Here is a 20,564-nt window from a genome sequence, read left to right as displayed (position 1 = left end):
CCCACCCGTCATCCGAAACAGTTGAGTTCTGGCTGAATGTTCGAATTTGTACGTTACGGCAGACCCCAGCGCGAAGACGAGCCGTTCGCGGCTACGTCCCGTACTGAGACGTCAGGGCGTGTGCCGCGACGAGAGACGATGGCCGTCTGACCTCGGCGAAGCGGAATCTCGATCGCCGAATCACGTGTCTGGTAGCCCAGCCGGCGGCCCCAGCCGTCCCGCACGTCGATGTCGCCGGTGATGCCGTGCTCCAGCACCAGCGGCGCACCGGCCTCCGAGTGGACCTGGACCCAGTCGGTGCGTCCGCCCGACCGGGAGGCGTCCACCAGGAACGCGCCCTGCGTGCGCAACGAACCCACCGACGCATCGGCCCAAGTGGACGACACCGACGGGAACACCCGCACGACGCCGTTGTGCGACTGGACCATCATCTCCAGCACCGCCTGGCCGGACATCAGCGGCGACTCGATCGCGAGGTTGCCGCCCTCCCGGTAGAAGGTGTTCTCGGTCAGCACGGCGTTCGTGCCGACCTGCTTGCGGTCCAGGAAGTAGCGCAGGAACGACAGCGCGTCCTCCGGCCGTCCCATCGCCGACGCCATCGCGGACGCCGCGCCGTAGCTGTAGCCGGCCCACGCGCTCTGCCGCGAGGTCCAGTGGTCGAAGGTCCTGGCGATCAGGTCCCGGTGCTCCGGCATGTCCCACGTCAGCTCGCGCAGCGGGTAGAACCACAGCATGTGCGAGAAGTGGCGGTGCGAGTCGTTCAGCGACACGTCCTTGCCGATCATCACGCCGTCCGGGCCCTGCGCGTAGGGCACCAGGCGGTTGAGGATGTCGCGCCAGCGCGCGTTCTCCTCGATGGACAGCAACGTCCGCACGCCCCACCTGATCAGTGACAGGTCGTAGGTCGTGTCCGTGGCGTTGGCGTACTCCGGCGAGCGCGTCTCCGGCAGGTGCAGCTTGCCGTCGGTGCCCTCGACGAGGAACCGCGCGTAGTAGTTCACCGCCTTGGTCAGGATCGGGACCAGCACGTCGGACAGGATCCGCCGGTCCATCGTGTGCCGATAGCCCAGCCACACGTTGTGGCAGGCCCACAGAAGATTGCCCGTGTGGTCATTCGGCGCCACGCCGGGGACGCCGCAGTAACGCGGGCCGGAGCGCAGCGTCCGGTCGCCGGGGTGGCAGATGGCGTAGGAGTTGCCGTCGCGGTAGTTCGGGTTCACGTTCAGTTCGAGGTTGTGCTCGAACCGCTTCAGCGTCGTCGTGACCGCGTCGAGCTCGTGGTGGTTCGAGCCGTTGACCAGCGGATACGAGATCTGGACGTTGAGGTTCCACCACACGGCGGTCCAGCTGTTGCCCTGCTCTGGGAACCACGGTCCCCACTCCGAGATCACCGGCGCGTCGGCCCTCGTCGCGGCCGCCATCTTGTACAGCTGCGCCCAGTAGAAGCGCTGCACGAGCTTGTCCGGCACGGACACCAGCGACTTCGTGAAGTAGGCGTTCCACCAGCGGCGGTGCTGCAGCGTCAGCACCTCGAACGGGATCGACAACGCCTGGCGCACCTCACGGATCGCGTCGGACGTGTGCGTGTCCGCAGGGTGTGTGTACGCCACGTGGGCCGCGAAACGGCCGTCACGGGCCTGCCACGCCGTCGTGTAGCCACCGCCCGCGAGCAGCGGCTGGGCGGCGTACGAGACGCCGTTGCCCGTGCCCAGGGTCGGCGCGGGGTTGGCGGTGTAGTCGGCCGGCCTGCGGACCTGGCGGGTCGTCGCCGACTCCAGCGGCTGGAAACCCCAGGTCACGTCGCCCTGGACCCGCGCGAGGAAGGTGCTGCGCGCGTTGTGTACGAGCATCGTGAAGGTGGCGCTGCCCTGCGTGGTGGTCACCGAGCCGGTGAGCTCGGCGTTCCACAGGTCGAGCGTCCAGTCGACCGCGGTGATCGCGCCGGCGAAGCGGAGCGTCAGGTACCCGATCGGCAGCCGGGACAGACCGATCGCGGCCTCCCAGTGCTCACGCTGGTCCTGCACCTCGGAGTGGCTGAGCATGAGCTTCAGCTCGTCCGGGGTGCGTCCCGCGTAGACCTGGACGCCCAGGAGGCCGTTGGCCAGGAACGGGCTGTCGCCCCAGTTCTTGGGCAGCCGCTTCCACTCCATGCGCGCGTCGCGCACGACGTCCCGGTGCACGGCCGAGCTTCCGGCGTGACCCGATGTTTCGGGGATCGTCGGCGCGGCGACCGCGGTGCTCGTGCCCAGCGCGGAAGCACCCACGGCCGCGCCTGTTCCGTACAGAAAGGTTCTCCGCGACAGCTCTGTCACTGTTCGTCCCTCCGTGCCGTGGCGGCGGCGGAACGGATCTTACGCAGAATTCATCGGATGACTAGGGCGCACGAACCGGACGGCCTTGCGGTTCGAAGGCTTCGTTGTGACCATCAACGCGTACTTACCTCAAGATTGTTGTTGCAAAGTTCTGGCCATAGTCGAGCACCGGCAATTAGCGTGATCACTCATGTCACCTGTTGCCATGCACATGAGCGACGGTCTGCTGAACGCGCCGGTCTCGGTCGCCTTCCTCGTCCTCGCGGCGGTGGGCGTCGGTTTCGCGCTGGTCAAGGCACGCGCGGACCTCGATGACCGCACGGCGCCGATGGCGGGCCTGGTGGCCACGTTCATCTTCGCCGTCCAGATGATCAACTTCCCGATCCTGCCCGGCGCGTCGGGGCACCTGCTCGGCGGCGCGCTCGCGGCGATCCTCGTGGGTCCCTACGTCGGCGCGCTGTGCGTGACGATCGTGCTGGTGGTGCAGTGCCTGCTGTTCGCCGACGGCGGGCTCACCGCGCTCGGTGCCAACGTCACCAACATGGCGCTGATCGGCACCGCGACCGGGTTCTTCGTCGCCGTCGCCCTGCGCAAGCTGGCCGGACAGGGCAAGGGCGGGCTCGCGACCGTCGCGTTCATCTCCGCGTTCGTCAACACCCTGCTCGCCGCGACCGGTTTCGTCGTCGAGTACGCGATCGGCGGCGCCGGGGGAGTCGAGATCGGCAAGGTCGCGCTGCTGATGTGGGGCATGCACGCGTTGATCGGCATGGGCGAGGGCCTGATCACCGCCGTCACCGTCACGTCGGTCGCCTCGATCCGGCCCGACCTCGTCTTCCTGCTGCGCGGCAGCCGCAAGCCGCTGGAGGTGCGGTCGTGAAGAAGTTCTTCCTCGGGTTCGCCGTCGTGTCCCTGCTGATCGCGGGGGTGCTGTCGTACTTCGCGTCCAGCGACCCCGACGGTCTGGACAAGACGGTCGAGGAGACCGGGATCGCCGCCCACGCGCGGGCGCACCCGCTGGCGGGCAGCACGTTCGCCGACTACTCGCTCGGTGGCGACAGCAGGTTCACCGGCCTCGCGGGCGTGCTCGGCGTGATCGTCGTCCTGGGCCTGTCGTTCGGCCTGTTCTGGTTGCTGCGCAAGAAGACTCCCTCGACTGATACGGCGGACTGATGAGCGGCGGCCACGACGTCCTTCATCACGCCGGCGACTCGCCGGTGCACCGCCTCGCGCCGCACGTGAAGATCCTCGCGGCGTTCGCGGCGGTGCTGGGTGTCGTGGCGACCCCGCGCACGGCGTTCCCGCTCTTCGGCCTCTACCTGCTGCTGATCGTCGCGGTGTGGACGGTCGCGCGGGTGCCCGTGCCGTGGTTCGTGAAGCGCGCGGTGATCGAGGTGCCGTTCGTGCTGCTGGCGTTCCTCCTGCCGGTCTTCGGCAGCGGCCCGCGCACGGACTTCCTGGGTTTCTCGGTGTCGGTCGAAGGCTCGCTGGCCGGCTGGAACATCCTCGCCAAGGGCACGCTGGGCGTGCTGATCAGCCTCACGCTGGCCGCCACGACGGCGCCGGGGGAGCTGCTGCGCGGCCTGCAGACGTTGCGCGTGCCGTCACCGTTGATCATGATCGCCACGCTGATGCTCCGCTACGGCGAAGTCGTCGTGGGCGAGGCGAAGCGCATGCGCGTCGCCCGCATCTCGCGCGGCGACGACCCCCGCTTCCTGTGGCAGGCGGGCGCCACCGCACGCGCGGTCGGCACGTTGTTCATCCGGTCCTACGAACGCGGAGAGAGGGTGCACCTCGCGATGGTGTCGCGCGGCTGGACGGGCAGGCCCTCGGGCTCGGCGACGATCGTGGCGGAGACTCCGGCGGCACCCGCGCTGGAGGTCTCGAAGCTCGCCTTCGCCTATCCGGACGGGCATCAGGCGTTGTTCGGCATCGACCTGCGGGTCGAGCGTGGCGAACGGGTCGCCGTGCTGGGCCCGAACGGGGCCGGCAAGACCACGTTCGCGTTGCACCTCAACGGTGTGCTGGCGGGTGGCTCGGGGACGATCTCGGTGGCCGGGCTGGAGGTCGCGAGGAAGAACCTGCGCGAGATCCGCCGCCGCGTCGGGCTCGTCTTCCAGGACCCGGACGACCAGCTGTTCTGCCCGACCGTCGCCGAGGACGTCGCGTTCGGACCGCGCAACTTCGGTCTGTCCGATGTGGACGACCGAGTGCGCAAGGCGTTGAACGCGGTCGGCATGGAACCGGTCGCGGACCGCTCGCCGTTGCACCTCTCCGGCGGCCAGCGCCGCCGGGTCGCGCTGGCGTCGGTGCTGGCGTGCGACCCGGAGATCCTCGTGCTGGACGAACCGTCCGCGAACCTCGAACCCGTGGCCCGCCGCGAGCTCGCCGAGCTGCTGCTGACGTTGGACCGCACGATGCTGATGGTCACGCACGACCTGCCGTTCGCCCTGCAGCTCTGCCCGCGCAGCGTGCTGATCGACGACGGCGTGGTCGTCGCGGACGGCCCGACCCGCGAGATCCTCGCCGACGCCGACCTGCTGGCCCGGCACCGCCTGGAGCTGCCCTACGGCTTCCGGCTCGACTGAAGCCCGCTCAGCACGATCTCCAGCAGCACCGCGGGGTTCCCGCCCTCGTGCAGGCTCTGCAGCATGCCCTTCATGAGGATCACGAGGTCGGTGGCGGTGACGTCCGTCCGCACCGAACCCGCCTCCTGCGCCCGCTGCAGCAACGTGCCCAGCGCCGCGTGCAGGTCCTTGCGCAGCTGAGGTGACACGGTGATCGCGTCGGACATGTCCCGCTTCACCGACGCCTCCTCCGCCATCCGCCCGAGAAACGCGAACAGCGCCTCTTTCGGATCGGTCGCGGGCTCGTCCGCCGCGGAGATCATCGCCGTCACCCTCGCCTCGGTGACGGCCTGGAAGAGCGCCTGCTTCGTCGGGAAGTGGCGGTAGACCGTGCCGGGCCCGACCCCGGCGAGGCCGGCGATCTCGTCCAGCGGCACGTCGTAGCCCTTCGAGGCGAACAACTCCCGTGCCGCTTCCAGCACCTTCTCGCGATTTCGCGCGGCATCGGCCCTCATCGTTGCCAACCGGGGCGTGCGTTCCGTATCGTCATAACCGGGGTCACCGTTCCGATTCTAGAGATGTGGGGGCACGACAGATGACACGCACACCCGAACAGATCGTCGAGCACGTTCGCGGCATGGTCGCGGGGGAGGAGACGCACGGGGACTTCGCCGAGCTCTTCGCCGAGGACGGGGTGATGGCCTACCGGTTCCCGACGCAGTGGCAGCCGGAGGAGATCAAGGGACGCGAGGAGATCCGCGCGTACTTCAGCAAGGTCCGCGGCGCCGGGGTGCGCGACCGCATCGAGATCCAGAGCGTGCAGGCGAACTGCTGGCGCACCAACGATCCCGAGGTGGCCGTCGCGGAGATCACGCACCGCGGCTGGTCGAAGCTGAAGCAGGACTACTACACGTTCACCGCCGTCGCGATCATCCACCTGCGTGACGGTGAGATCACCCGCTACGACGACTTCATGAACCCGTTGCTGATGCAGGAACTCCTCGGCGTTCCGGCCTAGGCGCCCGCGCGGCGGAGGCGTTCGGCGGCCTGCGCGCGAACGCCGTCGCCGGACACCGGGGCGTCACCGTGCAGGGCTTCCCATCGCGCGTTGTGCACCGCGGTCCACAGCCCGGCCGCCCACGCGACCTCCCGCTCCCGCACGGTGAACTCGCGCCCGCGAAGCTCCTGATAGGACTGGAGGAACGCCTCCGAGCTCTCGACCGGGGGAAGGTGCGGCGGCGGCACGTTGGCGAACGTCGCGGCCGCCGCACCCGCCAGCGCCGCCTCCGGCTGCCACGCCAGGCTGTCCCAGTCGTGCACCGCCCACACCTCGCCGTCGCGCCAGCGCACGTTCTGCGCCTCGAAGTCGGCGTGGCCCAGCACGCACGGCAGTTCGGCCTGGAGCAGCCGTTTCCGCACCCGTTGGGCGGTCTCGGTGAGGAACGCGGGTACGGCGCTCTGGTCGCGTTCGTCCAGGAAACCGATGGCGGGCCACAGCCCCGGGTCGTCGTGGTCCCAGCGCGCCCACCGCGGGTTCGGCACCGGCGGCTTCACCGTCACGGTGGCGAGTTCGGTCATCAGCCGGGCGAACACGGCCGCGTAGCGCGCGGCGACGTCCGGGGTGTCGCCGCGCAGGAGATCGCCGCCGGGCAGGGACTCCTCGGCGTGCACGGCCAGACCGCCGGTTCTCACCACGGGCGTGATCGGGCGGGGACACGGGAAGCCGCGCTCGGCCAGCCGGGCCTGTGCCGCGACGCAGGACTCCGCGCGGCCGTCGTCCTCGCGCAGCTTCACGACGACCTCCCGGCCGTCGGCCAGGCGCAGCCCGAAGACCTGCGAGATCGAGTGGTGCTCGAACAGCACGCCGACCGGTGCCGAGCCCAGGTGCTCAGCGCACCAGCTATCCAGCCGCACGGCGTCGTCGTTCCGCCAGCACCGCCGCCAGATACGGGTGCGGGTGCGTGTACTCCAGACGCGGCGACCGGACCGCCGCGCCCACGTCGTCCGCCAGCCGCGTCCCCAGCTCCAGCCGCGCCTGCTCACCCAGCTCGTGATACCGCGCCAGGTACTGCCGGGCCGCCAGCACCAGCTCCTCCGACAGCTGCGACAGGTCCAGCCCGCGCGCCCACTCGGCGAGCTGCGGCGGCATGTCGACCAGCTCGACGCTCCGGCTCGGCACCCGCGTGTGGATCACCAGGGTGCCCGCCAGGTAGTCGCCGACCCGCTTGCCCTGCGGCGAGAACAGCGACACGAACAACGCCACCGCGCCACCCAGCCCGAGCGCCCAGAAGTCCACGAAGAACCCGCCGAGCGCGCGCACCAGCGCGTGCCGGAACCGGATCGCCCCGCCGTCGTCGCGCACCACCCGCAGCCCCATGACCAGCTTGCCCAGCGACCGCCCGCGCGACAGCGACTCGACCGCCGTCGGATACCCGACCAGCACGAACACCGTCAGCGTCAGCGCGATGGCGGTCTGCAGCGCGCTGTCGAACCCGACCGGCGCGATCAGGAAGACCGCCAGGAACAACAGGAACTGCACGAGCACGTCGAACGCGAACGCCACCGCCCTGCTCGCGAGCTGAGCGACGCGCAGGTCCAGAACTACCGCTTCACCGGTGACGAGGTCCCCCACGCGGATAGTGTGACCCATCGTGGATCTGGACGTGTTCATCGATCGCCACCGCGCGTCGTGGCAGCGGCTCGACCAGCTGGTCAAGCGGCCGGGCAAGCTCAGCGGACCCGAGGCCGACGAGCTGATCGAGCTGTACCAGCGCGTGACCACGCACCTGTCGGTCGTGCGCAGCCAGACCCCGGACCCCGCCACGGTCGAACGCCTGTCGTCCCTGGTCGCGCAGGCACGGGCGGTGCTGACCGGCACGCACACCCCGGCGTGGCGCGTGTTCACCCGCTTCTTCACCCACCGCCTGCCCGCCGCCCTGTACCTCGGCTGGCGCTGGTGGGTGCCGGCGGGCGTGGCGTTCTACCTGGTCAGCGGCATCATGGCGGCCTGGATCGCGGCGAACCCGGACGTGCAGGCGACCATCGCCGCACCGGACGAGCTGCGCGAGATGACCAGGGTCGGCGGCGGCTACGAGTCCTACTACTCCAGCGACCCGGCCGGCTCGTTCGCCGCGAAGGTGTGGACCAACAACGCCTGGGTCGCCGCCACCTGCCTGCTGCTCGGCGTGCTGTTCGCGCTGCCGCCGATCTACCTGCTCCTCACCAACGCCGTGAACCTCGCCGTCGGCATCGGCCTGATGACGAGCGCGGGCCGCGGCGCGGAGTTCCTCGGCCTGCTCGCCCCGCACGGACTCCTGGAGCTGACCGCCGTCTTCGTCGCCGCCGGCATCGGCATGCGGCTCGGCTGGCAGGTGATCGACCCGGGCCCCCGCACCCGCACCGCCGCGCTCGCCGCCGAGGGACGGTCGGTGGTGGCGGTGGCGCTCGGGCTCATCGTGGTGCTGCTGGTGTCCGGCGTGCTGGAGGGGTTCGTGACGCCGTCCGGGCTGCCGACGTGGGTCCGGGTCGGCATCGGGGTGGTGGCCGAGGTGCTGTTCCTGCTGTACGTGTTCGTGACCGGGCGGCGGGCGGCCGCCGAGGGGGAGACCGGGGACGTGGACGCGAGCGAGCGGGACGACGTCGCGCCGGTCGCGGCCTAGGCCTTCACGCTGCGCAGGAACGCCGACCACGCTGCCGAGGACACGGGCAGGTGGGCGGACGGCGCCTTGCTGTCCCGGATGCCGATGCGACGACCAACTTCAACGCAGTCGTTGATCGGGCTGCGGCTGCTCTTGCGCCAGACCGACATGCGGAAACAACTCCTCAGATCAGGATGCTGGTGATCAGCTCCTTCGATTGTTCCGCATCCAACGCTTGCTGGTCGAGCAGCTTCAGCGCCTTGGCGTAGATGGCAAGTGACGCCTTGTCTTCGAGGAAGAGACCGGAGGTCTGGCTCTCGATGAAGACAACCGGCTCGAACTTCTCGTACCGGAGCTGCATGAACGAGCCCGACAGCCCTGCGTGGGCGCCGACGGCGATGGGCACGACGCGAACTGTGATGTAGGAGCGCTGCGCCATCGCCAGCAGATGGAGGAGCTGATCCTTCATCACGTCCGAGCTTCCGACCGGAAGCCGCAAGGCTTGTTCGTGGATGAAGAACATGAACTCGCGGCTCCAGTGGAAGAGTTCACGGCGTGCGAGCCTCGCCGCGATGACCTCCTCGTAGTCGACTGATTCATCGCGGACACCTGCCTCGACCACAGCCCTCATGTAGTCAGGTGTCTGGAGTCGGCCAGGGACCAGGTTCATCGACCAGACGGTGATGACGTTGGCGAGGCGCTCCTGTTCGATCAGAACGCGCATTTGGTGGGGCCACCCGTCCTCGGAAGTCTGGAGGTACCCGTTTTCGCGAGTTTCGCGGAACAACGCCATCAGGTGGCGGACATCGGCGGGCGGGATCCGGCAGAAGGCGAGCAGCTGCAGCACCTCGGCCTCGCTGACACCGCCCTTGCCCCGGACGAGGTCGGACAACTTGGACTCGTCCCAGTCGAGCATTTCGGCGATCTGGCGGTGGGTCATCTGGGTCTGCTTGATGGCGTCGCGGACGCCGTTGCCGAACTCCCGTCCCACCACGCTGGAGTTTCGTCGTGGCATGGCAAGAAACTAGGAGCAGCAAGGGCTTGCGCTCCATCGTTTCCGGCCGAACATCCCCAAAGGAAGTACTTTTTGGAGCCGGTACAAGTTCAGAGTTTGCCTGCGGCTTTCAACGACAGGTAGCGGTCCGCAAGCGCGCGTGGCAGATCATCGGGCAGTGCGTCGACGACGTCAACTCCGTGCCGTGCAAGCAATGCGGTGAGACGGCGCCGTTCGGCCAATGTGCGTTCCGCGGCAGCTGCGGCATAAACGGACTCCAGGTCCCCACGGCCCGAAGCCATCGCGTGCACGGCGGGGTCCGACACCGAGGCGATCAGCAGGCGGTGCCGGGAGGCCAACGACGGGAGCAGCGGCAGCAACCCGTGTTCGATCGACGGTTCCAGCGACGTCAGCAGCACGACCAGGGACCGGCGACCGGCTCGCCGCAGCACCTCGGCGACCACGCCGCGCGCGTCGAACTCGACCAGCTCGGCCTCCAGTGGCGCCATCGCCTGCACCAGCACCGGCAGCGTGGCGCGCGGCACGGACGCCCGCACCTTGTGGCTGAAGGCGAGGAAGTCGACCTGGTCGCGGGCGTGCAATGCCAAGGCGGACAACAACAACGCCGCGTCCATCGAGGTGTCCAGCCGGGGCAGGCCGCCCAGGGCGCCCTCGACGCGGCCGGCCGAGGTGCGGGCGGTGTCGAGCACGATGGTCACCTGGCGGTCGCGTTCGGGGCGCCACGTGCGCACCACGACGTCCGGCGAACGGGCCGAGGCGCGCCAGTCGATCGAGCGCACGTCGTCGCCGATCACGTAGGTGCGCAGCGAGTCGAACTCCGTGCCGGCGCCCCGGATCAGCGAGGCGCGGCGGCCGTCGAGCTCGCGCAGGCGTTCCAGCAACGGTGGCAGGTGGCGGCGGCTGTGGAACGGTGGCAACGCGCGCACGGTCCACGGCACGGCGTGGGAGCCCTGGCGTGCCGCGATGCCCAACGGGCCGACGGACCGCACGGTCACACGGTCGGCGATGCGGTCACCTCGTCGCACTGGCCGTAGGTCGAAGGTGAACGTTCGTGAACCACCAGCAGGTACGTCGACAACGACCCGGTCAGCCACCACACCCGCAGAAGGTGCCCATGCGTCACGAAGGACCCCACGTACCCGACGACCGGGGTTCTGCACGGTCAGCTGCACGGAACAGAGCTCACCCGTCCGCACCGAGGTGGCGCCACCGCGCGAGAACGTCAACCGCCGGACAGAACCTGCCAACAACAGGTCGACGCCCACGCACACGAGCAAGACGCACAGCACGAGCAGAATCCCTTGCCACGAAGGCAAGAAGAGCCCGACGACGAGGACACCGATGAGCGCGAGCAGTCCCGCGCGGCCCGTGAGCGCCACGTCAGCGCGGCACCGGGACCGCGCCGAGCACGCCGTCCAGCACGCCGTCCGCCGTCACGCCCTCCAGCTCGGCCTCCGGGCGCAGCTCCAGCCGGTGCCGCAACGCCGGGCGGGCCAGCGCCTTCACGTCGTCCGGCGTCACGTAGTCGCGTCCGGACAGCCACGCCCACGCCCGTGCCACAGCCAGCAACGCCGTGGCACCACGCGGAGAAACACCGAGCCGCACCGCCGGTGACTCGCGCGTCGCGCGGCAGACATCGACCACGTACGCGATGATCTCGGGTGCCACGGTCAACGCGCGCACGGCGGCCGCACCGGCGTCCAGGTGCGCCGCGCCGGCCACGGGCGACAGGCCCGACAGGTCGCGGGGGTCGAACCCGGCGGCGTGTCGCGCCAGCACGTCGATCTCCTGCTCGCGCGGCGGAATCGGCATGGTCACCTTCAGCAGGAACCGGTCCAGCTGCGCCTCCGGCAACGGGTAGGTGCCCTCGTACTCGACCGGGTTCTGGGTCGCGACGACGATGAACGGCGACGGCAGCGGCCGGGTCCTGCCGTCCGCGGAGACCTGCCGTTCCTCCATCGCCTCCAGCAGCGCCGACTGCGTCTTCGGCGGCGTCCGGTTGATCTCGTCGGCCAGCAGCAGGTTCGTGAACACCGGGCCCTCGCGGAACGAGAAGGCCGCGTTGTGCGAGTCGTAGACCAGCGAGCCGGTCAGGTCGCCCGGCATCAGGTCCGGCGTGAACTGCACGCGCGTCGTCGAGAGGTCCAGCGCACGGGCCATCGCGCGCACCAGCAGCGTCTTCGCGACGCCCGGCACGCCCTCCAGCAGCACGTGCCCCTTGCACAGCAAGGCGAGGATCAACGAGGTCACGGCGGAGTCGTTGCCCACCACGGCCTTGCCGATCTCCGTGCGCAGCGCGACCAGCGCCGCGCGTGCTTCTTCCGTGGTGACAGTGGTCATCCTTTGCGAACCTCGTTCTCCAGAGCGTCCAGCTCGTCAGCCAGCGCGACCAGCCCCCGGTCGTCCACCGGCACGTCGTCGTAGAGCAGCGCCCGCACCGCGGCGGCGGAACGCGTCGTCCTGCGGGTGATCTCCTCCGTCGGGTCCCCGCCCGGCGGCAGTCCGAGCAGCGGGGTCAGCCGGTCGCGGCAGGCCTGCCGCAGCACGGAAGCGGCGTGTGAGGCCGCGTGCGAGCCCCGGTACAGCCGCGCCCTGCCCTCCACCGTCTCGGCGGCCCGCACCACCACCGGCAGTGGTTCCGGCACCACCCGGCCGAGCCTGCGCGCCCGCCACAGCGCGATCACCACGGCCGCGACGCCGAGCTGCCACGCGCCGAACTTCCAGCCGTCCGGGATCAGCTGGGTGAAGGACTTCTGCTGCGAGCGGTCCGCGGCCGACGGCAGGTACCAGACCAGCCGTTCGTGCTGGCCCAGCAACGACAGCGCCAGCGCCGCGTTGCCGTCCTCGTCGAGGTCGCGGTTGGTGAAGATGGCGCCGAACCCGAGCGTCGTCACGGTGCCGGTGCGCACCAACGTCGAGTCGTAGCAACGCTGTTCGCCCTCGTAGACGAAGCCGCCCATCTTGGCGGCACCCGCCTTGGCCGCCAGCGGGCACCCCGGCTGCCGGGTCTCGGGCTCCACCCGGCGCTTCGTGGACGCTGGAGCGAGCAGCACCGTGGCCGCCGCGCGCTTGCTCAGGTCGGCGAGCCGGGCCGGGTCGATCAGGTTCGGCTGCGTCACGAACAGCGTTGTACCCTCCACAGAGGACGCATTGTCGGTCAGTTCGACCCGGACCCCGTTGTGCTCCAGCAAAGTTGCGACCGCACGGCTGCCTTCCGGCCGGTACGAGCGCGGATCGAGGGAACCGCCCTCGCCGCTGCCGCGCAGCGGCGTGATCACGGCGGCGGCGAACAGGATGATCACGCCGATCAGCAGCGGACCGCGCGCGGCGACCCAGATCCGCCCGGCGCCGGGGGAGACCGCCGTCATCCGCGCACCCTGTCGTCCACCGCGACCAGCCGCCGGTATCCGTCCGCGGTGGCCGTGCGGCCGCCGTACCAGACGTCGTCGAACTGCACGGCCGCCCCTCGCAGGTCGTCGGCCAGCACCGGAAGTGCCCGGCCCGCCTCCACCGCGACCTCGTCGACGGTGCGCCCGGCCCGCGGGTCGAGCACGCCGCGTTGCTCCAGCTCCCGCACCACCGCGCGGAACCGTTCGCGCACGGCCTCGGCCAGGTCACCGGCCGCCGCGGCACGTTCGGCGGCGGCACGGTGCTCGGCCGCGGTCAGGACGGCGTCGAACAGCCCGCCGGCACGTGACCGCGAGGCCCGCACGACCCTGCCGGTGCGGAGCCTGATGACGACCACGACGATCACCGCGAGCGCGACCAGGACCGTGATCGCGGTGATGCCGCTCAGACCGCCCGCGCCCGCGAACAGCTCGCCCAGCCGGTCGAGCACCCACCGGAAGGCGCGCTCGATCGGGTTCGGGTCGTCGGAGACGTACGCCGGGTTGCTGAGCTCCCGTGCGGCCGCCTCCCTCGCGTCGTCGCGGCCGAGATCTACCGGTACGTCAGAGACCACCATGTCCCGCGGCCCGCTGGAGTTCGATGTCCATGCCCTCGGCGCGCATCCGGCGGTCGACGTAGATGAGCACGTTCACCGCGGAGCTGAACGGCAGCGTGATCGTCGACGCGATGATCGCGCCGATCGTCGACAGCACCATCGAACCCGCGCTCAGCGCCGCCGTCGGCTCCGCGCTGAAGCCGTTCGACGCCGCGCCCAGCAGGCCGAACGGGAGGCTGATGATCCAGCTGATCACCCAGCTGATCACCGCGGCCAGCACCAGGATGCCGAACGTCCGCCACCACGCGCCGGTCACCAGCACCCGCGAGCGGGTGAACGCGGTGCCGACGCCGCAGCGCTCCAGCACCAGCGCGGGACCGATGAGGGAGAACAGCACGCCGACGTAGATGCCGGGCAGGATGCACAGGATCACGCCGACGGTGATCACGAGACCGGACAGCACCGTCGCGCCGAGCAGCGGCAGCAGCCGCGGCTTGAACTCCTCCCACGCCTGGGAGAACGTGACCGGCCTGCCGAGCACCGCGTGGCCCACGACCACCGTGATGAACCCGGACAGGAACACCGTGCCGACCAGCAGCAACAGCAGGCTCAGCGCGGTGCCGGTCAGGAACCCGGTGACGCCCCTGGTGACCTGGTCCAGCGCCTCCTGCTGGGTCATCGTGTTCGGGTCGAGCTTCGCCACGGAGGTGAGGTCGTCGAGGAACGGCAGCTGCACCAGCAGCCCGGCGATCTGGGTGATCGCGGCGACGACCGCGGCCGCGCCGAGCAGCAGCACCGGGTACTTGCGCATCGTCGTGATGGCGCCGTCGACGATCTCACCGACCGTCAGCGGGCGCAGCGGGATCACCCCGGGTTTGATCGTCGGCTGCGCGCCGGGCGGTGGCGGCGCGTAGTAGCCGGGAGGCGGCTGCGGCGGCTGCTGCGGCTGGTTGGGCTGCTGGTCGGGCGACGACCAGCCGGGCGTTTCGGACATCGCGGCTACTCCCGGTCGTGAGTGTGATCGGCATCCTGCCAGACGAGAGCCTCACCCACCGGAAAACGCGCAACGGTTCTACCCTGGTGGGGCAGGGAGGTGGGACGCGTGACCGAACCGCAACCACTCGAGCTGGACGTGGAGCACTCGGGCGCCGCTCTCGTGGTGCGCGTGGCCGGGGAGATAGACCTCGCGACGGCCCCCGCAGTTCGAGGCGTTCCTGCGTGCGCAGCTCGCACGCACGCGGACCGTGCTCATGATCGAACTGGCCGACGTCGCCTACCTGGGCTCGGCCGGCCTGGCCGTCCTGATCGCGGTGCGGGCCGAGTGCGAGCGCCGCGGCGTCGACCTGGTCTTCGCCGAGTGCTCGTTCGTCGTGCTGAGGGCGTTCGAACTGAGCGGCCTCACCGGGGTGTTGCTGCGGGGAGAGTCCGCGACCGGTTAGTCGTGCTGCTGCTCCATCACGAGGATCGCGCCGCCGGGGTCCCCGTTGTTGCCGCGCAACGAGCTGCACACCACCCGCACGACGACCTCGCGGCCACGCCGGTTCACCGCGCTGAGCTTGACCTCCTCCATGAACGCGCCGTCGCTCAGCGCCGACCGCACGACCGGGCGCAGGTCGGCCACCGGCAGCCCGATGTCGAGGTTGAGCAGGTGCTCGCCCTCGGCCTCGTCGCGGCGCACGCCCCACAGCTCCTCGGCGCCGCGGTTCCAGGCCAGCACCCGCATCTGCACGTCGAGCACTATCACCCCGGCCCGCAACGAGGTCAGTATCGACTCCAGGAAGTCGTTGACCCGGTCCAGCTCGCCGGTGCGTTCGCGCAGGGCGTCGTTGATCGTCTGGAGCTCGTCGTTGGTCGACTGCAGCTCCTCGTTCATCGTCTCCAGTTCCTCGTTGGTGGTCTCCAGCTCCTCGTTCGTGGACTGGAGCTCCTCGTAGGCCGATTCCAGCTGGCGGTTCGCGTGTTCGAGGTCCTCCAGCAGCCGGCGCGCGGCCGTGACGTCGTGGAAGACGACGGAGACGCCCAGGATGGTGTTGTCCAGACCGACGAGCGGGTTGACGTGGACCTCGAACCACAGCGACTCGCCGGGGCCGCGCAGCCACTCCACGTCCTTGATCCGCAACGACTTGCGCTCCAGCCGGGCCTGCTCGACGTAGCCCCGCAGCTCGACCGGGCGGTAGGAGATGTCGACGTCGCGCAACGGCCTGCCCACGTCCTTGGCCGACAGCCCGAACGTGTTCTCCGCCTGCCGGTTGACGAGCGCGACGACGTCCTCCGCCGTCACCACGAGCTGTGCGACGGGGCTCGCGGAGAAGGCGTGCTCGCGCAACTCGTCCATGCCGCGCAGGTCCACACGCCGATCGTGCACCATCGCGTGCGAGACGAAGTTCGCCGGGGCGTGTGAACCTGTCGCGGTCTTGCGGAAGATGCGCCGCTTGAGGTCGATGGGGTCGAAGATGCGGCTGTGGCTGAGCAGCATCTCGGCCTTGCCGAGGAACAGCACGCCCTTGGGCACCAGCGCGAAGTGGAACCGGCCGAGGATGCGGGCCTGCGTCTCCTGGTTGAAGTACATCAGCGTGTTGCGGCACACCAGGAGGTCTATGCGGGAGATCGGCGCGTCCTGCACCAGGTCGTTGCGGCCGAAGATGACCGAGCGGCGCAGGTCCTTGCGGAAGCTGTAGCGGCCGTTCTGGTGGTCGAAGTACTTCGCGGCGAGCTCGGGCGGCACGTTCTGCAGGTCGCGTTCGACGTAGCTGGCGTGCCGGGCGTGAGTGAGCGCCTCGTCGTCGACGTCGGTGGCGTAGATCTTGACCTGCTGCCGGAACCGCTCCGGCCCCATCGCCTCCGCCAGCGCGATCGCGAGGCTGTAGGCCTCCTCGCCGGAGGCGCAGCCCGCGCTCCACACCCGCACCGGGTCGTCGGGGCCGCGTTCGGCCAGCAGCGTCGGGATCACCTCTTCGCGCAGGTACTGCCACGCCTCGGGGTCGCGGAAGAACGCGGTGACGTTGATCAGGATCGTGTTGAACAGGACGCTGAACTCGTCGGCGTTGACCTGCAGCTGGTCGATGTAGTCGCCGTAGTCCTCGATGCCGATCTGGCTCATCCGGTGCCGCACGCGCCGCATCAGGCTGGTGCGCTTGTAACCGGTGAAGTCGAAACCGCGCGACTCCTTGAGGTACTGCAGGACCTCTTCGAAGTCCTGGTCCGGGATCGGCTGACCGTCACTCACGCCACAAGAACCTACTCGCCTCGGCGCAGTCCGAGGACCGCCCACACGATCTTGCCCCCGTCGGATGACTCGGTGCAGCCCCACGCGACGCTGATCCGGTCGACCAGCTGCACGCCGCGATGGCCCGGCACGTTCCGCTCCGGTGACTCCAGCAACGGCGGTGACGGGTCATGGTCCTGCACGGCGAGGGAGAGACCACGTGGCCGCAGTTCGATCCGCAGCGTCGACTCGGAGCGGGCGTGCCGGACCGCGTTCTCGACGAGCTCGCTCACGACCAGCACGGCGTCGTCGGAGATCCTCGGCAGCTCCCACTGCGCGCAGGCATCGCGGACGGCCGCGCGTGCCATCAGCGGCGCGGCCGGCGAGCAGGGCAGTGACATTCGGCGGTACCTGCGGCAAGGCGGCCGGTCCACGGCCTTGAGCGCTTCGCCGAGGGTTCTCGTCGTGGGGAGGAACCGGGCGACGCCGCTGGTGTGCAGCTCCTCGAAGTGGTCGTGACCTTCGGCGAGCAGTGCCATCGGGATGTCCGGCCACTGCGAGACCTTCATCCACACCGTCGTGAACACCGCCAGCATCGCCCTGCTCGGCACCTCGAAGCCCTCGCCGAGCCGGACGACCAGGGCGAGCGGCTCGTCCGCCGCGAGCTTGAGCAGCCCGTCGCGCAACGAGGAGTAGGAGGCCAGGTCGAGCCGTCCCGCCGGCGTCGCGACCACGACACCGGCCAGGTCGGTCGTCTCGATGCTGATGCCGCTCATGTGCCGGTCTCCTCGCGGATACCGCCCCGCAGCAGGTACTTGCGCAGGACGTCGGCCGCGGCCAGCGTTTCCTCCTCCTGCCGGTGGTATCGCTCGGCCACCAGGTTGCGACCGGCCTCGCGAGAGAGACCGACCATGCGGTGTGCGAGAGAGGCCTTCTCGTCGAGGGTGCGCAACGCGGTCCACATCGCGCGTTCCAAGGTGCCGCCGTAGGCGTCCATCAGGGCGTCCGCCGTCCACGCGTGCCCGACCAGGCAGCGGTACTGGACGCCTTCGCCGGGCATCTCCACCAGGGATCCCGAGCAGTCGGGGCAGGTGAAGGTGGTGGGAGAGCCGATCTTGGGGATGTCGCCGTACGCGGCCCCTGCGTCGTCGTGGGCCACCGCCACCTCCAGGCGCAGCGCGTCGGACACGGGTTCGATGATCGCGAGGTCCGCGTGCTCGCCGGCGAGGCGGGCCAGCAGCGGGCCGATCTGGACGACCGGCAGGACGTGGTCCACCTCGACGTGTTGCAGCACGCTCTCCGGCATGCCGGGGTAGACCGCGTCCTCCGGGTCCTGCACGACCGTGAGGCCGCCGCGGCTCTTGATCGCGGCCATGCCCCCGGTGCCGTCGTCGAGCGCACCGGACAGGATCACGCCGATCACCGCCGAGCCCCTCGCGAGCGCGGCGGAGCGGAACAACGCGTTCACTGCGGGCCGGTAACCGTTCTCGGTGGGACCTCTCGACAGCCGCAGCACCCCGTCCTGCACCAGGACGTGGTGGTCCGGGCGTGCAACGTAGATGTGGGCGTTGCGCAGTTCGACGCCGTCCTCCGCCGGCACCGCGCGCAGCGGGCCGCTGCGCGTCAGGATCGACGACAGCGCCGACGAGCCACCGGCGGGCATGTGCAACACGACGACCACGGCGGCGCGCAGGTCGCGCGGCAGGCCGGCCACCAGCTGCCGCAGCGCCTCGACACCTCCCGCGGAGGCGCCGACGACCACCAGGTCTCTGCGCACCGAAGCTCCTCAACCTCGCGGCTTTCGCTCCGGGTGCCCGCGGTAGCTGGTCTCACACGGCCAGTTCGGCCCTGGCCTTACCTGGAGTGGTGCGGCGCATGCCCGCGTCGACACACCTTCTTACCACCTGCGGCTGCTCGCGCATCAGTCTCAGACCGCGCCGGATCAGGGTCGGCACCGGTTTGCGGGCCTCGGCGACGTCCCTCGCGAACCGGCGGGCGAACGTGACCGGCGCGCTCGGGGCGAGCACCACCGCGTCCCTGAGCACGCCCGCCTCCTTCGCGCCCGCCACCAGCAGGTCCGCGAACAGGCCCTCGGCGATGAACGCGGGCGCGTCGCCCAGCTCGATCGTCTGCGTGCCGACCGCCCGGTCCTCGCTGATCGAGTACACCGGTGCCTCGGTCTTGCCGGTCTCGGACAGCTCGACGACCGCCGCGAGCGCCTTGTCCGCGTTCCAGGAGCCGATCGCGTCCCAGTCCGCGCGCCCGTGCTCGTCGCGGGGCAGCAGCGGGTCGTCGCCGTCGCGGTAGAAGTCGTCCAGGCGCAGCACGGGCCAGCCGAGGTGGGCGGCCAAGGTCGACTTGCCGGAGCCGGACGGTCCGGCGAGGAGCACTGCGCGGGGGATGGGCACGAGACGCGATTTTCGCACATCACCAGCGCCCGCTTCGCCGGTCTCGTTCGACCGGAGCGGCCTCGGCCGGCGCGGACGTGGACCCGGGAAGCAGGCGCTAGGCTCGAACGCATGAGCGAAGGTCTGTTCGACGAGGGCCTCTTCGGCGCGACCGACGAGGAGAAGGCCGAGCGCATCGCGGCCAACGCCCCGCTGGCCGTGCGGATGCGTCCGGCGGTGCTGGACGAGGTCGTCGGTCAGGACCACCTGCTCGGGCCGGGCGCGCCGCTGCGCCGCCTGGTGGAGGGCGCGACCCCGGCGTCGGTGATGCTCTACGGCCCTCCCGGCACCGGCAAGACGACCCTCGCCACCCTGGTGTCGAAGGCGACCGGGCGCCGGTTCGTGGCGTTGTCGGCGTTGTCGGCGGGCGTCAAGGAGGTGCGGGCGGTGATCGACGAGGCCCGCCGGCGGCTGGTCCGGTCGGGTGAGGCGACCGTGCTGTTCATCGACGAGGTGCACCGGTTCTCGAAGACGCAGCAGGACGCGCTGCTGGGCGCGGTTGAGGACCGGATCGTGCTGCTCGTCGCGGCCACCACCGAGAACCCCTTCTTCTCCGTCGTCTCGCCGCTGCTGTCGCGGTCGCTGGTGTTGCAGCTCAAGTCGCTGACCGACGACGACGTGCGCGCGGTGATCCGCCGGGCGGTCTCGGACGCGCGGGGGCTCAACGGCTCGGTGGTCGTCGAGCCGGACGCCGAGGACCACCTCGTGCGGCTGGCCGGCGGCGACGCCCGCCGTTCGCTGACCGCGCTGGAGGCCGCGGCCGACTCGGCGCTGGCGTCGAACTCCGGCGTGCTCACCCTGGCGCTGCTGGAGTCCACTGTGGACAAGGCGGCGGTGCGGTACGACCGCGACGGCGACCAGCACTACGACGTGACGTCGGCGTTCATCAAGTCGATCCGCGGCTCCGACGTCGACGCGGCGCTGCACTACCTGGCGCGGATGATCGAGGCGGGGGAGGACCCGCGGTTCATCGCGCGGCGCCTGGTGATCCACGCCAGCGAGGACGTCGGCATGGCCGATCCGACGGCGCTGCAGACCTGCGTCGCCGCCGCGCAGGCCGTGCAGCTGATCGGGTTGCCCGAGTGCGCCCTCAACCTGGCGCAGGCCACCATCCACCTGGCCACCGCGCCGAAGTCCAACGCCGTGACGACGGCTATCGGTGCCGCCATCGCGGACGTGCGGAAGGGCGCTATCGGTGCTGTGCCACCACATCTGCGCGACGGTCACTACGCGGGGGCGGCGAAGCTCGGGAACGCGCAGGGCTACCGGTATCCGCACGACGTCCCGGAAGGCGTGCTGACGCAGCAGTACGCGCCGGACGACCTCGTCGGGCGGGACTACTACGAGCCGACCGGCCGTGGCGCGGAACGCGCGGTGGCGGAGCGGCTGCCGCGGTTGCGCCGGGTGATCAGGGGCGAGTAAGTCGCTCGGAGCCCGATC

Annotated in this window: 21 protein-coding genes and 2 pseudogenes; 8 read left to right on the top strand and 15 right to left on the bottom strand. The window is 70.3% G+C overall.

The window, feature by feature from the left end; translation table 11 throughout:
* Positions 1–53: 53 nt before the first annotated feature.
* On the bottom strand, positions 54–2,264 hold the full coding sequence (locus tag ACWEIJ_RS06205; protein WP_449836084.1) for a glycosyl hydrolase family 95 catalytic domain-containing protein: 2,211 nt from the start codon (positions 2,262–2,264) through the stop codon (positions 54–56).
* Positions 2,265–2,502: 238 nt separating this feature from the next.
* Between ACWEIJ_RS06205 and ACWEIJ_RS06200 the strand changes: the two genes are divergently transcribed.
* The 4 genes and pseudogenes from ACWEIJ_RS06200 (at position 2,503) to ACWEIJ_RS06185 (ending at position 4,897) form a co-directional block, all read left to right on the top strand.
* Positions 2,503–3,189 carry an energy-coupling factor ABC transporter permease gene (locus tag ACWEIJ_RS06200; protein ID WP_449836083.1) on the top strand — a complete coding sequence of 229 codons (687 nt, stop codon included), beginning with the start codon at positions 2,503–2,505 and terminating at the stop codon, positions 3,187–3,189.
* Complete coding sequence (locus ACWEIJ_RS06195; protein ID WP_449836082.1) at positions 3,186–3,482, top strand: PDGLE domain-containing protein; 297 nt, start codon at positions 3,186–3,188, stop codon at positions 3,480–3,482. Before ACWEIJ_RS06200 ends, ACWEIJ_RS06195 begins: the two co-directional genes overlap by 4 nt.
* Positions 3,482–4,123 (top strand): annotated as a pseudogene (gene cbiQ / locus ACWEIJ_RS06190) (cobalt ECF transporter T component CbiQ); the annotation flags it as partial. The gene ACWEIJ_RS06195 and the pseudogene cbiQ, both read left to right, overlap by 1 nt.
* Positions 4,109–4,897 (top strand): energy-coupling factor ABC transporter ATP-binding protein, encoded by a 789-nt coding sequence (locus tag ACWEIJ_RS06185; RefSeq protein ID WP_449836352.1) that lies wholly within the window; start codon positions 4,109–4,111, stop codon positions 4,895–4,897. The pseudogene cbiQ and the gene ACWEIJ_RS06185, both read left to right, overlap by 15 nt.
* On the opposite strand, the gene ACWEIJ_RS06180 is transcribed toward ACWEIJ_RS06185, so the two are convergent.
* Positions 4,876–5,391, bottom strand: coding sequence for a TetR/AcrR family transcriptional regulator (locus ACWEIJ_RS06180; protein ID WP_449836081.1), 516 nt, complete (start codon positions 5,389–5,391; stop codon positions 4,876–4,878). The genes ACWEIJ_RS06185 and ACWEIJ_RS06180 overlap by 22 nt on opposite strands.
* 80 nt (positions 5,392–5,471) lie before the next feature.
* On the opposite strand from ACWEIJ_RS06180, the gene ACWEIJ_RS06175 reads away from it, so the two are divergent.
* Complete coding sequence (locus tag ACWEIJ_RS06175) at positions 5,472–5,894, top strand: nuclear transport factor 2 family protein (protein ID WP_449836080.1); 423 nt, start codon at positions 5,472–5,474, stop codon at positions 5,892–5,894.
* Here ACWEIJ_RS06175 and ACWEIJ_RS06170 read toward each other — a convergent pair.
* Positions 5,891–6,790: a hypothetical protein gene (locus ACWEIJ_RS06170; RefSeq protein WP_449836079.1), complete on the bottom strand. Its 900-nt coding sequence runs from the start codon at positions 6,788–6,790 to the stop codon at positions 5,891–5,893. The two genes, ACWEIJ_RS06175 and ACWEIJ_RS06170, sit on opposite strands and share 4 nt — an antisense overlap.
* Complete coding sequence (locus ACWEIJ_RS06165; protein WP_449836078.1) at positions 6,777–7,508, bottom strand: RDD family protein; 732 nt, start codon at positions 7,506–7,508, stop codon at positions 6,777–6,779. Before ACWEIJ_RS06165 ends, ACWEIJ_RS06170 begins: the two co-directional genes overlap by 14 nt.
* 19 nt (positions 7,509–7,527) lie before the next feature.
* On the opposite strand from ACWEIJ_RS06165, the gene ACWEIJ_RS06160 reads away from it, so the two are divergent.
* Entirely contained in the window at positions 7,528–8,535 is a 1,008-nt protein-coding gene (locus tag ACWEIJ_RS06160; RefSeq protein ID WP_449836077.1) for a stage II sporulation protein M, read from the top strand.
* On the opposite strand, the gene ACWEIJ_RS06155 is transcribed toward ACWEIJ_RS06160, so the two are convergent.
* The 7 genes from ACWEIJ_RS06155 to ACWEIJ_RS06125 all read right to left on the bottom strand — a co-directional run bounded on the left by ACWEIJ_RS06155 (position 8,532) and on the right by ACWEIJ_RS06125 (position 14,466).
* The gene (locus tag ACWEIJ_RS06155; protein WP_449836076.1) at positions 8,532–8,684 is read right to left on the bottom strand and encodes a DUF397 domain-containing protein; all 153 of its coding nucleotides are present in this window, start codon (positions 8,682–8,684) and stop codon (positions 8,532–8,534) included. The genes ACWEIJ_RS06160 and ACWEIJ_RS06155 overlap by 4 nt on opposite strands.
* 14 nt (positions 8,685–8,698) lie before the next feature.
* Complete coding sequence (locus tag ACWEIJ_RS06150; RefSeq protein ID WP_449836075.1) at positions 8,699–9,505, bottom strand: Scr1 family TA system antitoxin-like transcriptional regulator; 807 nt, start codon at positions 9,503–9,505, stop codon at positions 8,699–8,701.
* A 113-nt stretch (positions 9,506–9,618) separates the two neighbouring features.
* Positions 9,619–10,908, bottom strand: coding sequence for a DUF58 domain-containing protein (locus ACWEIJ_RS06145; RefSeq protein WP_449836074.1), 1,290 nt, complete (start codon positions 10,906–10,908; stop codon positions 9,619–9,621).
* A gap of 1 nt (position 10,909) precedes the next feature.
* Entirely contained in the window at positions 10,910–11,869 is a 960-nt protein-coding gene (locus ACWEIJ_RS06140; RefSeq protein ID WP_449836073.1) for an AAA family ATPase, read from the bottom strand.
* On the bottom strand, positions 11,866–12,897 hold the full coding sequence (locus ACWEIJ_RS06135; RefSeq protein WP_449836072.1) for a DUF4350 domain-containing protein: 1,032 nt from the start codon (positions 12,895–12,897) through the stop codon (positions 11,866–11,868). Before ACWEIJ_RS06135 ends, ACWEIJ_RS06140 begins: the two co-directional genes overlap by 4 nt.
* Positions 12,894–13,493, bottom strand: a complete 600-nt coding sequence (locus ACWEIJ_RS06130) for a DUF4129 domain-containing protein (RefSeq protein ID WP_449836071.1) — start codon at positions 13,491–13,493, stop codon at positions 12,894–12,896. The genes ACWEIJ_RS06135 and ACWEIJ_RS06130 overlap by 4 nt, the downstream gene beginning before the upstream one ends.
* Positions 13,480–14,466 carry a hypothetical protein gene (locus ACWEIJ_RS06125; RefSeq protein WP_449836070.1) on the bottom strand — a complete coding sequence of 329 codons (987 nt, stop codon included), beginning with the start codon at positions 14,464–14,466 and terminating at the stop codon, positions 13,480–13,482. Before ACWEIJ_RS06125 ends, ACWEIJ_RS06130 begins: the two co-directional genes overlap by 14 nt.
* A gap of 202 nt (positions 14,467–14,668) precedes the next feature.
* On the opposite strand from ACWEIJ_RS06125, the pseudogene ACWEIJ_RS06120 reads away from it, so the two are divergent.
* A pseudogene (locus tag ACWEIJ_RS06120) lies at positions 14,669–14,911 on the top strand (STAS domain-containing protein); the annotation flags it as partial.
* Here the strand turns inward: ACWEIJ_RS06120 and ACWEIJ_RS06115 are convergent.
* Genes ACWEIJ_RS06115 through ACWEIJ_RS06100 form a run of 4 tightly spaced genes read right to left on the bottom strand, consistent with a single transcriptional unit; the run spans position 14,908 to position 19,085 of the window.
* Entirely contained in the window at positions 14,908–16,698 is a 1,791-nt protein-coding gene (locus tag ACWEIJ_RS06115; RefSeq protein ID WP_449836069.1) for a CheR family methyltransferase, read from the bottom strand. The pseudogene ACWEIJ_RS06120 and the gene ACWEIJ_RS06115 overlap by 4 nt on opposite strands.
* 11 nt (positions 16,699–16,709) lie before the next feature.
* Positions 16,710–17,453, bottom strand: a complete 744-nt coding sequence (locus tag ACWEIJ_RS06110) for an ATP-binding protein (RefSeq protein ID WP_449836068.1) — start codon at positions 17,451–17,453, stop codon at positions 16,710–16,712.
* A complete protein-coding gene (locus tag ACWEIJ_RS06105) occupies positions 17,450–18,454 on the bottom strand; it encodes a chemotaxis protein CheB (protein WP_449836067.1) in 1,005 nt (334 codons plus the stop codon). The genes ACWEIJ_RS06110 and ACWEIJ_RS06105 overlap by 4 nt, the downstream gene beginning before the upstream one ends.
* A 52-nt stretch (positions 18,455–18,506) precedes the next feature.
* Positions 18,507–19,085, bottom strand: a complete 579-nt coding sequence (locus tag ACWEIJ_RS06100; protein ID WP_449836066.1) for a uridine kinase family protein — start codon at positions 19,083–19,085, stop codon at positions 18,507–18,509.
* 111 nt (positions 19,086–19,196) lie between these two features.
* Here ACWEIJ_RS06100 and ACWEIJ_RS06095 point away from each other — a divergent pair, with 111 nt between their 5' ends.
* Entirely contained in the window at positions 19,197–20,546 is a 1,350-nt protein-coding gene (locus ACWEIJ_RS06095) for a replication-associated recombination protein A (protein WP_449836065.1), read from the top strand.
* Positions 20,547–20,564 lie beyond the last annotated feature (18 nt).

The sequence above is a fragment of the Lentzea sp. NPDC004789 genome (genome assembly GCF_053601075.1).
Note: the sequence above shows the minus strand (reverse complement) of the source record. Positions and strands in the feature narration are given on the sequence as shown.

What these genes read in the sequence shown, in the direction of transcription:
- ACWEIJ_RS06200 (WP_449836083.1), top strand. Translation starts at nt 2,503, where the DNA reads ATGTCACCTGTTGCCATGCACATGAGCGACGGTCTGCTGAACGCGCCG.
- ACWEIJ_RS06185 (WP_449836352.1), top strand. Translation starts at nt 4,109, where the DNA reads ATGGTGTCGCGCGGCTGGACGGGCAGGCCCTCGGGCTCGGCGACGATC.
- ACWEIJ_RS06180 (WP_449836081.1), bottom strand. Translation starts at nt 5,391, where the DNA reads ATGAGGGCCGATGCCGCGCGAAATCGCGAGAAGGTGCTGGAAGCGGCA.
- ACWEIJ_RS06175 (WP_449836080.1), top strand. Translation starts at nt 5,472, where the DNA reads ATGACACGCACACCCGAACAGATCGTCGAGCACGTTCGCGGCATGGTC.
- ACWEIJ_RS06155 (WP_449836076.1), bottom strand. Translation starts at nt 8,684, where the DNA reads ATGTCGGTCTGGCGCAAGAGCAGCCGCAGCCCGATCAACGACTGCGTT.
- ACWEIJ_RS06140 (WP_449836073.1), bottom strand. Translation starts at nt 11,869, where the DNA reads ATGACCACTGTCACCACGGAAGAAGCACGCGCGGCGCTGGTCGCGCTG.
- ACWEIJ_RS06135 (WP_449836072.1), bottom strand. Translation starts at nt 12,897, where the DNA reads ATGACGGCGGTCTCCCCCGGCGCCGGGCGGATCTGGGTCGCCGCGCGC.
- ACWEIJ_RS06130 (WP_449836071.1), bottom strand. Translation starts at nt 13,493, where the DNA reads ATGGTGGTCTCTGACGTACCGGTAGATCTCGGCCGCGACGACGCGAGG.
- ACWEIJ_RS06125 (WP_449836070.1), bottom strand. Translation starts at nt 14,466, where the DNA reads ATGTCCGAAACGCCCGGCTGGTCGTCGCCCGACCAGCAGCCCAACCAG.
- ACWEIJ_RS06110 (WP_449836068.1), bottom strand. Translation starts at nt 17,453, where the DNA reads ATGAGCGGCATCAGCATCGAGACGACCGACCTGGCCGGTGTCGTGGTC.
- ACWEIJ_RS06095 (WP_449836065.1), top strand. Translation starts at nt 19,197, where the DNA reads ATGAGCGAAGGTCTGTTCGACGAGGGCCTCTTCGGCGCGACCGACGAG.